This window comes from Syntrophaceae bacterium (assembly GCA_013177825.1).
Classification (GTDB): Bacteria; Desulfobacterota; Syntrophia; order Syntrophales; family PHBD01; genus PHBD01.
Genome location: JABLXX010000001.1, coordinates 647,341 through 662,176, shown reverse-complemented (window position 1 = coordinate 662,176; position 14,836 = coordinate 647,341). Strand labels below are relative to the sequence as shown.

Annotated in this window: 15 protein-coding genes; 2 read left to right on the top strand and 13 right to left on the bottom strand. The window is 63.3% G+C overall.

Features of this window, described 5'->3' with window-relative positions; translation table 11 throughout:
- Nucleotides 1–47 precede the first annotated feature (47 nt).
- Together HPY65_03015 and nfi are read left to right on the top strand one after the other, a co-directional pair.
- Entirely contained in the window at nucleotides 48–1,001 is a 954-nt protein-coding gene (locus tag HPY65_03015; protein NPU83435.1) for a bifunctional riboflavin kinase/FAD synthetase, read from the top strand.
- Nucleotides 988–1,674: a deoxyribonuclease V gene (nfi, locus tag HPY65_03010; GenBank protein ID NPU83434.1), complete on the top strand. Its 687-nt coding sequence runs from the start codon at nucleotides 988–990 to the stop codon at nucleotides 1,672–1,674. The genes HPY65_03015 and nfi overlap by 14 nt, the downstream gene beginning before the upstream one ends.
- Nucleotides 1,675–1,755: 81 nt before the next feature.
- Here nfi and HPY65_03005 read toward each other — a convergent pair whose 3' ends face one another.
- The 13 genes from HPY65_03005 to HPY65_02945 all read right to left on the bottom strand — a co-directional run bounded on the left by HPY65_03005 (nucleotide 1,756) and on the right by HPY65_02945 (nucleotide 14,836).
- Nucleotides 1,756–2,463: a DUF3047 domain-containing protein gene (locus HPY65_03005; GenBank protein ID NPU83433.1), complete on the bottom strand. Its 708-nt coding sequence runs from the start codon at nucleotides 2,461–2,463 to the stop codon at nucleotides 1,756–1,758.
- Nucleotides 2,464–3,033: 570 nt separating this feature from the next.
- Nucleotides 3,034–4,485: an aromatic ring hydroxylase gene (locus tag HPY65_03000; GenBank protein ID NPU83432.1), complete on the bottom strand. Its 1,452-nt coding sequence runs from the start codon at nucleotides 4,483–4,485 to the stop codon at nucleotides 3,034–3,036.
- A 21-nt stretch (nucleotides 4,486–4,506) separates the two neighbouring features.
- A complete protein-coding gene (locus HPY65_02995; GenBank protein NPU83431.1) occupies nucleotides 4,507–4,833 on the bottom strand; it encodes a hypothetical protein in 327 nt (108 codons plus the stop codon).
- Between the two features lie 67 nt (nucleotides 4,834–4,900).
- Nucleotides 4,901–6,238 (bottom strand): FAD-dependent oxidoreductase, encoded by a 1,338-nt coding sequence (locus HPY65_02990; protein NPU83430.1) that lies wholly within the window; start codon nucleotides 6,236–6,238, stop codon nucleotides 4,901–4,903.
- Nucleotides 6,239–6,250: 12 nt separating this feature from the next.
- Nucleotides 6,251–6,790 carry a C_GCAxxG_C_C family protein gene (locus HPY65_02985; GenBank protein NPU83429.1) on the bottom strand — a complete coding sequence of 180 codons (540 nt, stop codon included), beginning with the start codon at nucleotides 6,788–6,790 and terminating at the stop codon, nucleotides 6,251–6,253.
- A gap of 201 nt (nucleotides 6,791–6,991) precedes the next feature.
- Nucleotides 6,992–8,272: a PAS domain S-box protein gene (locus HPY65_02980; protein ID NPU83428.1), complete on the bottom strand. Its 1,281-nt coding sequence runs from the start codon at nucleotides 8,270–8,272 to the stop codon at nucleotides 6,992–6,994.
- 53 nt (nucleotides 8,273–8,325) lie between these two features.
- Nucleotides 8,326–8,898: an orotate phosphoribosyltransferase gene (gene pyrE, locus HPY65_02975; GenBank protein ID NPU83427.1), complete on the bottom strand. Its 573-nt coding sequence runs from the start codon at nucleotides 8,896–8,898 to the stop codon at nucleotides 8,326–8,328.
- A gap of 26 nt (nucleotides 8,899–8,924) precedes the next feature.
- Nucleotides 8,925–9,647 carry a TonB family protein gene (locus HPY65_02970; GenBank protein NPU83426.1) on the bottom strand — a complete coding sequence of 241 codons (723 nt, stop codon included), beginning with the start codon at nucleotides 9,645–9,647 and terminating at the stop codon, nucleotides 8,925–8,927.
- A gap of 4 nt (nucleotides 9,648–9,651) precedes the next feature.
- Nucleotides 9,652–12,066, bottom strand: a complete 2,415-nt coding sequence (locus HPY65_02965; GenBank protein NPU83425.1) for a dihydropteroate synthase — start codon at nucleotides 12,064–12,066, stop codon at nucleotides 9,652–9,654.
- On the bottom strand, nucleotides 12,063–12,518 hold the full coding sequence (locus tag HPY65_02960) for a hypothetical protein (protein ID NPU83424.1): 456 nt from the start codon (nucleotides 12,516–12,518) through the stop codon (nucleotides 12,063–12,065). Before HPY65_02960 ends, HPY65_02965 begins: the two co-directional genes overlap by 4 nt.
- Nucleotides 12,508–13,173 (bottom strand): methionine synthase, encoded by a 666-nt coding sequence (locus tag HPY65_02955; GenBank protein NPU83423.1) that lies wholly within the window; start codon nucleotides 13,171–13,173, stop codon nucleotides 12,508–12,510. Before HPY65_02955 ends, HPY65_02960 begins: the two co-directional genes overlap by 11 nt.
- 59 nt (nucleotides 13,174–13,232) lie before the next feature.
- Nucleotides 13,233–14,327, bottom strand: coding sequence for a 3-isopropylmalate dehydrogenase (leuB, locus tag HPY65_02950; protein ID NPU83422.1), 1,095 nt, complete (start codon nucleotides 14,325–14,327; stop codon nucleotides 13,233–13,235).
- On the bottom strand, nucleotides 14,324–14,836 hold the full coding sequence (locus tag HPY65_02945; protein ID NPU83421.1) for a 3-isopropylmalate dehydratase small subunit: 513 nt from the start codon (nucleotides 14,834–14,836) through the stop codon (nucleotides 14,324–14,326). The genes leuB and HPY65_02945 overlap by 4 nt, the downstream gene beginning before the upstream one ends.

Genomic DNA, 14,836 nt, shown 5'->3' with positions numbered 1-14,836 from the left:
CGGATTTACACTGCATCGGAAGGGATCGGCCAGCGGAAAGGGAAAACATGGAGGTCATCCGCAGTCTGGAAGAAATTCCCCGGGAACTGGAAGGGGCTTTTGTAACCATCGGCAACTTTGACGGTGTGCACCGGGGCCATCGGGCCATTTTCCGCCACCTCATCGAGGAGGCCGGACCGGCCGGGGCGCCCGTCCTGGTCATCACCTTCGAACCGCATCCGAAAAGCGTTCTGCGGACCGACCGAAGGCCCTTCTACCTGATCACGACCCCGGAGGAGAAAATCCGGGAGATCGCCTCTACCGGGGTCGACGCCCTCCTGATGATCCCCTTCAACCTGGACTTCGCCTCCCTGTCCGCAGAGGCCTTCGTCCGGGACATCCTCTGGGAGCGGCTCCGCATCCGGAAGCTCTTCATCGGTCACGATTATCGATTCGGTCGCGGCAAGGAGGGCAACGAGGCCTTCCTGGTCCGCTGGGGGAAGACCCTGGGCTTCTCCGTGGAGGCCCTCGGAGCCGTTTCCGGGAGCGGGGACGTCATCAGCAGCACCCGCATCCGGAACGCCATTTTCGACGGCGACGTCCGGACGGCCCGCCATCTTCTCGGCCGCCCCTATAATGTGGAAGGCCGTGTCGTCCATGGCCACCGCCGGGGGACCGGCCTGGGCTTCCCGACAGCGAACGTCCGGCCCGAAAAGGAGCTCCTGCCGGCCAGGGGCGTTTACGCCGCCTTCACCAAGATGGACGGGCGGTCGATGAAGTCGGTCCTCAACATCGGCTACAATCCCACCTTCGGAGACGCGGAGCTTTCCGTGGAGGTCTTCATTCTCGATTTCCGGGGCGACCTGTATGGGGAAACGCTGGAGATCCTCTTCATCGACCGGCTTCGGCCGGAAATGAAGTTCAGCGGTCCCGAGGCGCTGGCAACACAGATCCGGGCCGACGTGGCCAAATCGGAGAGCATCCTGGCGGACTGGCTGGAAAATCCCGATGAGGGTCCTTAGCCTCCATCCCTGGGACCTCCCCTGCCGGGAGGCCGTCTTTCTGCAGAAAGAACTGCGGGGACGGCTGATCCTGGATGACCGGTCTTTTCCCTCTTCCCTGCAGACGATTGCCGGGGCCGACGTCTCCTACGCCCGGGGGAGCGACCGCTTCTTTGCCGCGGTCGTCGTTCTCGCCTACCCGTCCCTGGAATTGCTCGAAGAGGCCTCCGCCGAGGACCGGTCCGCTTTTCCCTATGTTCCCGGCCTCCTCAGTTTCCGGGAGGGCCCCGTCGTGCTGAAGGCCTTCGGGAGGCTCCGTCGTACGCCCGATGCAGTCCTCTTCGACGGCCAGGGGATCGCCCATCCCCGGGGAATCGGCCTCGCCTCCCACCTGGGGCTCTTTCTCGACCTGCCGGCGATCGGCTGTGCCAAAACCCGGCTCTACGGGGCACACGGCGAAGTCGCCCCTGAGAAGGGAAGCACGGCTGATCTTTTGGCGGACGGCGCCATCGTCGGTGCCGCGCTCAGGACCCGGGACCGGGTGAAGCCCGTGTATGTCTCCCAGGGACACCGGGTCAGCCTGGGAAAAGCCGTCGGGGTCGTCCTGGACTGCTGCCGGGGCTACCGTCTGCCGGAGCCTGTCCGGCTGGCCCACCGGACGGTGAACCGGGTTCGTGTGGAGGCGGGAGATTGACGGAAAGCAAGGGGCCGGCATCCGCATGCGGAAAACCGGCCCGATGGTCTTGCAGGTCAGGAAACACAGAACTGGAGGTCGTCAGGACTTGCTGAAGTAAACCTCGCCGATATATCCTTCCGCCTGGCTCTTGGTGTTCTGCGAATTGATATAGAAGCGCAGTCCATGGGTTGCGCCCCTGGGCTCGCCTCCGTCGACATCCCGGAATACCTTCCGGAAATCTTCGTACACATTTCGCTTTTCCGTGTACCAGGTCCCGAGGCGGTCCGTCTTGTTGCGGACGACAACGTATCGGATCTTTTTCATGAGGGGCTTGGGGCTCTTGGTGATCAGCCCCTTCGGCGCCTCATTGTCCCAGACGTAGGTCAGGATCGGGTAGTTCAATGTCTCCGGGAAGCCCGTCGACGGCAGGACAACGTAAATCTGGAGCGCCTGGTCGTCGGTGGCTGATTTCCGGACGTCGCCGCCCCGGGGCAGCCTCGTCGCCGTCCAGGTCCAGTTCAGGTATGGATATTCCTTGAGGTCGACGCTGACCTCTTTTTCGATCCCGAAACCAGACCGGGAATCGCTTGCCAGGCGCACATAGTAGGCATCGCCGAACTTCTCGAGCCGGATGACCGGCGTTCCGGAATGGCGCATGATCTTCCAGCCTGCCGGGACACCTTCGACCATCTTTGCACTCCGGTACAGGGCCACCTCCACGATCTCCCCGCGCAGGGCATACGCCGCAGCGGCGGACACAAGGAGGAACAGCGCTGCCGGGAGAACAATCCATATCTTTCTGTTCATGGAACAACCTTCATTGATTCCGGGGATCCGCCTTGTCCCGGCATTCGTAACAAAAAGGCCGGGGCAGCGGATTGTCTTTACCTTCCTTTGTAAACGTTTGCCCCGAACAACTCAAGCCGCGAAGCGGGCCGGAGGTTGCCTGACGGGACCCAGAACGGAGATTCCCCAAGAATCTTAGACACTTAAATTTTTCAGTTGGCGATCATACTTCGCCATCCGGGGGTTTGCAAGCCCTTTCTATACCGGATTTGCCCTTGCCGGATTTCTATCTGGACGAATACGATCATTATTTTAGGGAAATCATATGGCAATTGTTCGGTAGTGGCTCCTGATTCTTACAACGGCATCCTCAATAAGGCTTTGCGGGGTCGTATCCCGGTTCATGATTCCGTGCCGCAGGCCTGATGCCATGGTCGCCGATTATATCATCCACTCGATGGCGGCAACGGCGGATGCCGCAATGGGGACCGCGTCGATGGTCTTCCCGGCGGCGCTCACCGTTGATCCTTTGCCTAAAAAAAAGAAGGGCAGGGCGCGGCGCCCTGCCCTTCCGTTCGAGCCGATGGAGGATCAGTCCTTCATCCCCATGATCTTCTTTGCCATTTTCTTCTTCGCGTCGAAATCCGTCAGAACGGTGAACATGAACCGCTGGGTCTGGGGAGCGCCGGCGCCGTGCCAGGTCCCGGGCCCGTGAAGGCCCGCCGACCAGTGCTGCAGGAACTTGGCGACCTTCATCCGCTTGTCCGCCGGAGCCGCGGCCCCGAAGGCCTTCTTCAGCATGGGACCGACCTCCGGATCTTCCAGATCCTTCAGCCTCGGCATGGTCACCACCAGGCCGCCGCCGATGTCGCCTGCGTTCTTGATGATTTCCCAGAATCCGTGGGCGATGTTCAGCTTGGCGGCATTGCCGAAGAGATCGTCCGGCAGAAAGACGCCGGAGCCTTTCGGTTCCTCGCGGCCTCTCATGGCGGCCGCGATGGCGCAGGCATGGGAGGTCTCGCTGAAACGGACCATGTCGATGATCTTCTCCTGGATGTGGGGGACCTTTTCCACGCCGATGTATTCGGCGGCCAGCATGGTGCCTCCGATGATCAGGTCGGCGAATCCCACCTTGCAGGCCCCGCCGCAGTTCATGCGGTGGGCCTTGGCGAACCGGGTGACCATTTTCCCGCAATACTTGGTCTCGCCGCAGAGGAAGACCCGCTCCCAGGGAATGAAGACGTTGTCGAACACCATCGTCGATGTTTCCCGCTGACCGTAGATCGGGTTCCCGAGTTCCGCTTCCTCGTCGCCGAACATTTCCCGCTCCGCGGAATAGGCGTTGTACTGGCAGATGTAGGACAGACCCGGAACACTGTTCTGGACGGCAAAGGCCAGGGCGAACTTTTCCTCCCCTTCCTTCAGGGCGCCGCCGGGAAGCACCAGGGTTTCATGGGAACCGATGGCGCCGCTCTGGCTGACCTTGATCCCCCGCACCACGATTCCGTCGTCCCGCTTCTCGACGAGATGGACAAAGGTGTCGACATCATCCTGCTGGGAGGGACGTTTCTTCCGGTCCCCCTTGGCGTCGGTGATGGCGCCCGACACGGCCAGGTCGTTGGCCTGGGCAAAGGCCAGCCACTTGTTGAAATTTTCCTCGTATTTCGTGCCCAGGTCACGGTCCATTTCCCAGGTCGTAGCGGCCACGCTGTTAAGGGCGTCGCAGCCGACGCAGCGGTAATTGCAGGTCCCCACCGTCTGGCTGGTGAGCAGTGCCATCTCCTGCCGCATGTCCAGATCGTGAATATTCCGTGCCACATTGAGGTTGCGGTTGATCGGCTCCCCTGTCAGGTGGGACTTCGCCACCATGACTTCCTTGTTTTTCTCGTCCTCGGCCAGGCCGTATATTGCGGAGTTGGCCATGACCATGGATCTCGTGACGGGATTGTCCAGCAGATTCGTTACCCATTTCCCCCCGCAATACACACGGGGCTTCATCTTTCCGATGCTACCCAGATACTCCTCTGCCGTTTTTAGAGCCATCGTCCCCTCCTTCCCCCTTTTTCATTTTTCGGATCTGACTTCGACGACACATTCCGCCTCTCCCCCGGTGCCGGGAAAGGCCATCACGTTGTGCAACGATATCTCCATCATCTCGATCAGTTCCTCAACGGGGCGTCTTCCGGACAGCAGCAGCTCCAATCGCCGTCCTTTCCGTTCGGCTCCCACAAGCAGGTCCTTCTGTTGGAAACCGGGAAGTTCCTGTCTGCGGATACAGCAATCCGCGAAGCCTGCAAACGTACCCGCCAGTCCCTGATAGGTCCCGCAAATGTCACCGCCGATTTCCACGGCGATGGTTTCCAATCCCGATGCTTTTCCTTTGGATGGCACTCCCGTTCCTCCTCAACTCGTCTTGCCGGAGGATTCCGGCTTTTACTCTCTTCGTCCGCACCTGCGGTTACCTTTTCTTGACGATTTCCTGCGCCGCCACGTGGATGGCGTCCCAGGCACCGCCGAACGGGGGTGCGTAGGGCAGATCCAGGTAACCCACCTCTTCAATGCCCAGTCCCGACCACAGGGCGACAGACAGGGCATAGGTCCGCTGGATGGCACCCTTTTCTCCGATGCACTGGCCGCCCAGAAGCTTCCCCGTGACCTTGTCGGCAACCAGCTTGACGCCGATTTTCTGACCTTGAACCATCGGGCGGGCGACGGGCGATCCCCAGATCAGGGTGCTGACGGGATTGAACCCGTATTGTACGGCCTCGTCCTCCGTAAGGCCCGTGGTCCCGACCTCCAGGTCGAAAACCTTGAACGACTGAGCCCCGACGACCCCGGGGAACTCCGCCGGTTTTCCCCCGATGTTCTGGCCCGCCACGCGCCCCTGCTTGTTCGCAATGTCTCCAAGAGGCAGGTGCACCCATTGCCGGGCGATCCGGTGAAAGACCTCACAGCAGTCGCCGACGGCATAGACTCCTTCCCGGGACGTCTGTTGCCTCGAATCGACCTTGATGGCACCGGTTGCGCCGATCTCCAGCCCCATGGACTTCGCCAGCGTCACGTTGGCGCATACGCCCAGCCCCAGCAGAACCATGTCGGCGTCCATATCCCCTTTGTCCGTCCTCAGAAGAAAACGGCTCGACGTTCCTTTTTCGATGGACTGAAGCCTTGTTTCCGCCTGAAAGGAGACATCGTTCTTCCTTAACTCTTCGAGGATCAGGTCCGTAAACGCCTCGTCCCAGCGAACGACCGGCCGGTTGCGACGGACGACCACCGATGTTTCGATGCCCAGCTTCCTCAGCGCTTCACTCATCTCCATGGCTATGTAACCGCCGCCGACAATGGCCGCCTTCCGGCAGTTCGTGTCGTTCAGATATGCTTTCATACGGAGTGCATCGGAAAGGTTTTTCAGGACGAAGACCCCTTCGAGATCGGCTCCGGGTATGTCCAGTCGGATGGCGCTCGATCCCGTACCCATGACCAGGATATCGTAGGGAAGCGTGGATTCATCGGAGAGACGGACCAGGCCTTTCCCGGGATCGATCTCTTCGACACGGGTTCTTGTCTTCACGTTGATCCCGGTCTTCTGGAACTCTTCCGGCGTCCGGATCACCAGCCTTTTATAATCCTTGATTACATCGCCGATATAATAAGGCATCGGACAGGCGGCATAGGAAACGAAATCACCCCCTTCGATCATGGTCACGTCGAGTGACCTGTTCCTCCGCTTGGCTTCCGCCGCCGATGAAGGACCCGCTGCCCCGCCACCGATGACCACCAATCTTTGACTCGTCATGAAAATCTCCTGTCAGTCTTTCAGGTTTTCGACGTTCCTGCCGAAGTCTCCCGAGGCCAGTTGTTCTCTGTCGGAAACAACCAGGTCCGCAGCGATTCCGGCCGCATCGGTGATGAAGTCGCGGCAGAAGAGCGCATGCTCCCTGCAGAGCCAGCTCTGCTGCCAGGGGACGGTCAGATCCCGGCACCGGGTCATGCCGTATTTGTCATGAAACCGATTGGGGATAATATTGAACAATCGGTACAGACCGGGTTTCCCGTAGAGCTGTTCCGCTGCCTTTTTAACCGCTTCCTTCCCTTCCCCTTCGGGAAGACGGCTTCTGCCGTGGACGGCGCCGACGGCCATCACCGCCCCCGCAAGCGCCCCGCAGGTATCGCCGAACAGACCGATCCCGCCGCCGAATCCGGTTGCACACTTCTTCACCTCCTCCGGCAGCCCCGTATCGACCAGGGAAAGGACGGCCTCGGTTACGCATTCGGCACAGTTGTATACGAGAGAGAAATTCTTTCGGGACTGTTGACGGCTTTCCTCGATCTTCTCTTCCCCCGTCATCGATCTTCCCCCCTCATGAAATGGATCGGCATTCAGGGCCTCTCCGGAGAAGGAGAAACCCTGCTCGACATTTCGCCCGGGGCTATCCCGGGAAATCCCATGCGGGTACAAGATCATTGATTCAGGAACAGGGCAATCCGGAAATATTACGTATTCTATACGTAGCTAAAATACGTATTCACGGGCATGGATCGCCGCCGATTACAGGGACAGGAGGTGAGACCGCAAGTTGGCTTTCCGGTTTTTCAGACCGATTTTTTTCCGGATGTTGTCGCGATGGACTTCTACGGTTCGGGCGGACGCATGGAGCAGCACCGCCATTTCCTTCGTCGTGCGCCCTTCCTTGATGAAATTGATCACCTTGATTTCCATCGGGGTGAGATTGGGGTACTTCGACGAGAGGGTGCGCAGGAAGGGCGACACGATCTCGTTCGTGTTTCTCTCCAGGATCTTCAGCTGGTTACGCTGGTGGCTGTCCAGATGGGTGATCTTCAGGTTCTCGATGTACGGCAGGATCAGCGCCCTCATGTTGAAGGTGACCTTCTCCTCCAGTTCCGCCTTGTCCTCTTCCCGGCGCTTGAGCAGAACCTTCAGGGCCGTATTGGCATCCTCCAGGTTGCGGGATTGTTCCTCCAGCTCCCGCTCCCTCCTTTTCAGGGCCTCCTCCATCATCTTGCGTTCGGTGATGTTGCGGGCGATGCCGTGAATCGATACCTGCCTGCCGTTTTCCTTTACGATCTGGGCGTTCACCTCCAGCCAGACCGCCTTGCCGTCCTTCGTGTAGGTGAGAAATTCCAGGGGATTCGGGACCTGCAGACCGTCCCGCTTCTTCCGGATGAGTTCCCGGACAACGGGGAGGTAGTTCCGGTCCAGCAGGGCCTCGAGATTCCGCCCCAGCAGCTGCTCTTTCTCGTAACCGTATGTCCTGGAGACGGAGGCATTGCAGGAGAGGATCCTGCCGTCCAGATCCAGAATGAAAATGATGTCGCTCGCGTTTTCAAAAAGCTCCCGGTACTTCTGCTCCGACTGCCGCATCGCCTCCTCGGCGCGTATTCGCTCCGTGGTGTCCGTGACGATTTCGACGATGCCGGTGAGAGCGCCTTTTTCATTCCGGACGGGATAGCTGCGCAGCACCCAGTTTTTCTCGTAGGATGAAAAATCCACGACTTCCTGGGGCTCGCCGGATTCGAGCGTTTTTTCCGCCGGACATATGCTGCAGGGCTTGCTTCTGTTGTGAAGCGCCCGATAACAGTGTTTCCCGGTCAATTGGCCCGGCACCAGGCGGAAGGCGTCATGCATGGCCTTGTTGGCCCAGATGACCTTCATGTCCGTGTCGAGATACAGGACAAGCTCCGTCATGGCGTCGAGGATGACCGACTTCTCCTGCTCCGATTTGCTGAGCGCTTCAAAGATCCGCCGGTAACGCTGCTCGATCGGACGGATCTTCGAATCGGTCTTCCCTTTTTTCGCTGATTTCTTCATTGCTTTCGGCATTGGAGCCCGCGATGGACCCGCTCCCCTGAAAGCAGCGGGTCTCAGCTTTTTTTGTACCGCTCCATGATCTCGGTCCGGGTAAAGACGGCGTCGACGCGGCCCGCCAGGGCCAGGATGTTTTCGCGCCCCCCCTCTTCCCGGTCGATGAGGGCGATGACCCGATCCACGATGAGGCCCGCCTCGCGGGCCTTCTCGATGGCCGTGATGGTGGATCCCCCCGTCGTGATGACGTCGTCGAGGACAACCACATGCTCCCCCTTCGCCACATTCCCCTCGACGGCGCTCTTTGTCCCGTGGGCCTTCACGTCCTTCCGGACGATGAACGACTTGACGGGCTCCCCTTCCTGGAAAGAGATCACCGACAGGGCGTTGGCCAGGGGATCCGCTCCCAGGGTCAGGCCCCCGGCGGCGGTGACGCCGGTACCTCGGATCATCCCGAAGAGGACGCGGCCGATCAGGTTCATTCCCTCGGGATCGAGAGTCACCGGCTTGCAGTTGAAGTAGAAGAAACTTGTTTTCCCGGAGGCCAGGGTGAACGGCGGGTCCTCCCGGTATTGAAAGGATCGGCGGAGGATCAGCTCCGCCAGGCGATCCCGGCTTTGAGACAGTTCCATAAGGTCGATTTCCTCCATCAGAAATTTCAGGACAGGGATTCCTGCCCATGGAGCACGAACTTCACGGGGATGTCCACGCGCATCCGGACCGGCTGGCCCATCCGCCGGGCCGGCTCGAACGTCCAGGTCCTGACGGCATCCAGGGCGGACCGGTCCAGGACTTCGTAACCCGACGACCGCTTCACCATGAGGTCGTCCACCCGGCCGTCGGCGGACACCTCCACGGACAGCAGCACCATCCCCTCGTATCCGCGGAGTCGGGCCGCCAGCGGGTAGGAGGGCCGGGCATTGTTCCGGTAGCGCGGAAGCGCCGCGGTCGGAACCGCCCCGGAGGTCCCGCGCCCGGACGGTGCGGACGCCGGAAGGCCGGAAATCCCCGCAGCCCTGCTCTCCCCTGTCGCCGTCAGGGCGGCCGGGACATATGTCATCCGCTCGGCCGCCACGGCCTCGGGCGCCGCGTTATTCTCCTTCGGCCTGGACGGTGCCTCCGTTTCCGGAACCGAAACCGCCGGCGCGGAAACGCGCGGAGCCGCCCTGCCCGCCGGAGCCGTGGCGGCCTCTTTGATCGCCGGTACCACGGAAATCCAGGAAACGCTCAGGTTCGGCCCCTCCGCCTTCAGGAGCCTCGGCAGGCTGGACTCGGCGGCGGCCAGCAAGAGCGTCGCCGCGACGGCGATATGGAGGGCCGCCGACATCAGGAGGGGAATCCGGATGTTCCTCTGCCGGGAGGGAAGGCGGATGTTCGTCATGGCTTCAGGAATCCTCCGGCGGGGGCAGGGCCTCCAGGACCTGGACAGCCTCCACGCCGTCCTTCCCGTAGGCGGCCCCGATCGAATCGGCGTACTCCCGGGTGACCACCGCGCCGCCGACGAGGAACGGCGTCCGGAACCCTTTTTCCCGGGCCAGGTCGATCGCCTGTTTCATGTGGACCATGGTCGTGGTCATCAGGGCCGACAGGCCCACCGCCCGGGGCTTCACCTCTTCCATGGCCGAGACGATCCGGGCGGCGCTCACGTCTTTCCCCAGGTCCACCACCCGCCAGCCGGCGTTGCGGAGCATCAGGGAGACGATGTTTTTCCCGATGTCGTGGATGTCCCCCTCCACCGTGGCCAGGACGACGGATCCCCTGGGGGCCCGCGCCGCATCTCCCCGGAGGCGGGGCTCCAGGTGCTCCATGGCCCGCTGCATGGCCTCCGCCCCGGCGATGAGCTGGGGCAGAAAGTAGCGCTTCTGCTCGTAGAGGTCCCCCACCCGGACGACCGCCGGGATCATCGTGCCCTCTACCAGCTGCCCGACACCGATGCCGGCGGACAGGGCCTCCTCGACGCGGGCGACCACGGCGTCCCGGTCCCCTTCCAGGATGGCGTCGGCCACCCGCCGGCAGGGATCGGCCGCGGCCGCCGGCTCCGGCTCTTTCCGGACCGCCGAGAAGCGGCGAACATAGGCGGCGGCGTTCCGGTCCTTTGCCAGGAGGACATCACCGGCCATCTTCAGGCTCATCAGCTCTTCCTGCCCCGGGTTGGCGATGGCCATCGTCAGGCCCAGCGCCTGGGCCATGGCCAGGAAGGCACCGTTGATCCACCGCCGCTCCGGAAGCCCGAAGGACACGTTGGAGAGCCCGACGATCGTCCGGCAGTGCAGGCTGCGGGTGCACCATTCCACGGTCCGCAGGGTCTCCCGCGGCGCCGCCGGCCGGGAGGCGGCGGTCATCACCAGGGCGTCCACGACGGCGTCTTCCTTCGTCAGTCCGTATCGTTTCGCTTCCTTCAGGACCTCCCGGACGATCTCCCGCCGCTCCTCGAAGGTCTCCGGAACCTCGCGGCCCTTCAGGGGAAGGAGGATGAACATGGCGCCGTAGCGGGCGGCTACCGGCAGCAGGCGCTCCAGCTTGTCCCGCTCCCCCGAGATGGAATTGATCAGGGCCCGGCCGGGGTAAAGCCGAAGGGCCGCCTCGATGGTCTCCACCCGCGAGGAGTCGATCACCAGGGGAAGGGCGGTGACATGAATGACGCTGCCGATCACCTCCCGGACGGTCTTCGCTTCGTCGATGCCGGGGACGCCGACGTTGACGTCCAGGAGATCCGCCCCGGCCTCCTCCTGTTCCCGGGCCATCCGGCGGACCGTCTCCATCCGTCCTTCCCGCAGTTCCTCCTGGAGGGCCTTCTTGCCGGTGGGATTGATCCGCTCGCCCACGATCATCAGGGGGCCGTCTTCGAGAACACGGCAGCCCCGGGCACTGCTCAGCACGGCCGGGGGCCGGCGGAGCGGAGCCGCGGGTTTCCGGTCCCGGACCGCAAGGGCGAGAGCCCGGATATGATCCGGCGTCGTTCCGCAACAGCCGCCCAGGAGGTTTCCCCCCGCCTCAACCATCGTGACGGCCGCACGGGCGAAGGCATCGGGCATCATGTCGAAGACGGTCCGGCCGTCGATGAGACGGGGCAGGCCCGCATTCGGCTTGGCAACGAGGGGAACCTTCGCATAGGGCTTTACGGCCCGGACCATCTCCGCCATCGCCTCGGGTCCTACGGAGCAGTTGAAGCCCACGGCGTCGGCCCCGAGGCCCTGGAGGGTCGCCAGGGCCGTCAGCGGGTCCGTCCCGCCGAGGGTCCGCCCGTCGGCTTCATAGGTCATGGTCACGATTGCAAAGGCATTGGATTCTTCGCGGATCGCCAGGAGGGCCGCCCGGGCCTCCTGGATGTCGATCATGGTCTCGACGGCGAACCCGTCGGCGCCGCCTTCCAGGAGACCCCGCACCTGCTCCCGGAAAATCGCCACGGCCTCCTCGAACCCTAGAGGGCCGAAGGGCTCCACGAACCGGCCCGTGGAGCCGATGTCCCCGAAGACGAACACGCCGGGGCCGGCGGCCTCCCGCGCCAGGCGGGCCAGGTCCCGGTTGATCTCCCGCAAACCCGCGACGCCGTAGGTTTCCAGCTTGAGGCGGTTGGCGCCGAAGGTGCAGGTGAAAATGATATCCGCTCCCGCCTTAGCGTAGGCCCGGTGGATCTCCCCGGTGACCCTCGGATGATCGAGGCACCAGACCTCGGGACAGACCCCGGCGGGCATCCCCCGCATCTGCAGTTCCGTTCCCGTGGCGCCGTCAAGGATCAGGATTCGCTCGTTCAGGATTTCCCGAATCGCCCGTTTTACCGCTGCTCTGCTTCTCTTCATCTCGTCCCGCTTTCCTGCCGCTTCAGTTCCACCGACCAGGAGGAAACCTTTTTCTCCCCCTCCATCAGGCAACCCCGCCCCCGGTAAAGAATGCTCGAAACCCTGAGGAGCGCCTCGCTGCCCCGGAGACGGCCGTCCTCAGTCCCGTAGACGGACAGGATCGCGTCGTCCACCAGGATGAACGTCCCCCGGAGGCGGCCCAGCGCCGGATTTTCGGAAATCCAGGCGGTGCAGTCGGTTCCTTCCTCGAAGGGCGTGACCACGTACCGGTTCCGGTATTCCACGGGCGGGTCCGCCGGGATGCGCATCCACGAATCGTTGATCCAGCGGTCCCCTTCGTGGGTGATCCGGGATTCGCCGCTCACCGGGTAAGGGACCACGATGGAATCGATATAGTATCCGCGGGCGATCCAGAGGCCTTCCGCAAGCAGAAACGTATGGTCAGCGATCATGGTCCGGCTCCGTCCCCGGCAGGATTCCCGTCAGGGCGATGACGGACTTCTCCGGCACAAGGAGGCTGTGGTCCGTCAGGGAGATGCCGATCCGGTCGAGCTCCAGGAGATCGAAGAGAATCCGCTGGCTCTCCAGGGCCAGGTCCCCGTAACCGGGAGAATACCGTCTTTTGAGCAGCCTCCGCCCCTCCCGGAGGAGCGTGCCGTTGAACCAGGCTGCAATCCAGTCCAAGGCGGCGTCGGTGATCTCGCTGGCCGCGGCGTCCAGGACCACCCCGCGCGTGGCGCTTCCAGTCGCCGTGTCCCGGGAGGCCTCCGCCACGATATCCCCTCCCGCCGTGGCAGCCATCAGGAGGATCTCCGGGCATCCCGTGAGAAGACGGGACAGCTTCGTGCTCTCCAGCGCTTCCCCTCCGGCCAGGACGGTACGCCCCGACTCCAGGCGGAGGAGCGGGATTCTCCGTGCCGCTCCCCGGAGACGGATCAGGGACTCGGCCTCCCGGATCTGCCGGTCCACCTCCTGCCGCCGGTCGTCCGGAAGCTCCGTCCGTCCCGACCGCCAGCCCAGGCGGCGGTAAATCTCCCGGACAGGCGTTCGGAGGGGAATGGCATCGAAAACGGTGACCGGCCAAGGCCGGCCGGGTGCGTCCTGCATCTTCGCTCCCTTCGGGGCGGCCGGATCGGTTCGCCGGCGGTGCTTCCCTGGAGAAACCGTCAGGACCCGCCCCGGATCTTCCGGACGACGGCGTCACCCATGGCGGCGGTGCCGACGGGGGCCGGCCCCGTCCCGTCCCCGGCGATGTCGCGAGTCCGGAGCCCGTCCCGGAGGACCGCCCGGACGGCGTCCTCGATCCTCCGGGCCTCCTGCTCGAGGCCGAAGGAATGGCGGAGCATCATGGCGACGGAGAGGATCGTCCCCAGGGGGTTGGCCGCATCCATCCCGGCGATGTCCGGCGCCGACCCGTGGATGGGCTCGTACATCCCCCGGCCGTCCCCGAGGCTCGCCGACGGCAGCATGCCGATGGAGCCGGTGATCATGGCGGCCTCGTCGCTCAGGATGTCGCCGAACATGTTCGTCGTGACGATGACGTCGAACTGGCGCGGGTTGCGGACCAGCTGCATGGCGCAGTTGTCCACGTACATGTGGCCGAGCTCCACGTCGGGGTAGTCCCGGGCGACCTCCGTCACCACGTCCCGCCAGAGCTGGGTGCTCTCCAGGACATTCGCCTTGTCCACGGAGAGCAGTTTCTTTCTCCGCACCCGGGCCGCCTCGAAGCCCGTTTTCGCGATACGGCGGATCTCCCCTTCCGTGTACACGAGGGTGTTGATGCCCACTCGCTGCCCGTCCTCGACATGAACGCCCCGGGGGGTCCCGAAGTAGAGGTCTCCCGTCAGCTCCCGGACGATCAGGACGTCGGTCCCCTCGACGACGGAGCGCTTCAGCGGGGAGGCGTCCAGCAGGTCCTCGAAGACGTGGACGGGGCGGAGATTGGCGAACAGGCCCAGCCGCTCCCGGAGCCCCAGGAGGGCCCGCTCCGGCCGGAGGGCATAATCGAGGGCCTCCCATTTGGTACCGCCCACGGCGCCCAGGAGAACGGCGTCGGACTCCATCGCCAGGGAAAGGCTTGTCTCCGGCAGGGGCTCTCCGAACCGGTCGTAGGCAGCACCGCCTACGAGGCCTTCCCGGATATCCAGGGACAGGCCTGCCTCCTCCGACAGGGCTGCAAGGACCCGCAGGGCCTCCCGGACGACCTCCGGCCCGATGCCGTCGCCGGGGAATACGGCGATCCGGAAACGCTTCCCGCTCATGCGTGTCCCTCCCCGACAGACCGTTTCTTCGCCAGGTGCTTCATGAGACCGCCGTCCATGAGCAGCTCCTGCATGAACGGAGGGATGGGCTGGATGGACAGGGTCTCCCCCTCCCCGCCGAGGATGCGGATCGTCCCGGCGGCACCGTCCACCTCGATTTCGGCCCCTTCCGCCGCCCGGTCCCACAGCTCCGCCGACTCGAAGATGGGGAGTCCCATGTTGAAGGCGTTGCGGTAGAAGATGCGGGCAAAGCTTCGGGCCACGACGCACGAGAGACCCGCCTCACGGATGGCGATGGGGGCGTGCTCCCGCGAGGAGCCGCAGCCGAAGTTCTCCCCCGCGACGATGACGTCGCCGGGGCGGATTTTCTTCATAAAATCCGGGTCGGCGTCCTCCATGCAGTGAGCGGCCATCTGCTTCGGATCGTGGATGTTCATGTACCGGGCGGGATAGATGACGTCGGTGTCGACGTTGTCCCCGAATTTCCAAACGCGGCCCCGGAATTTCAT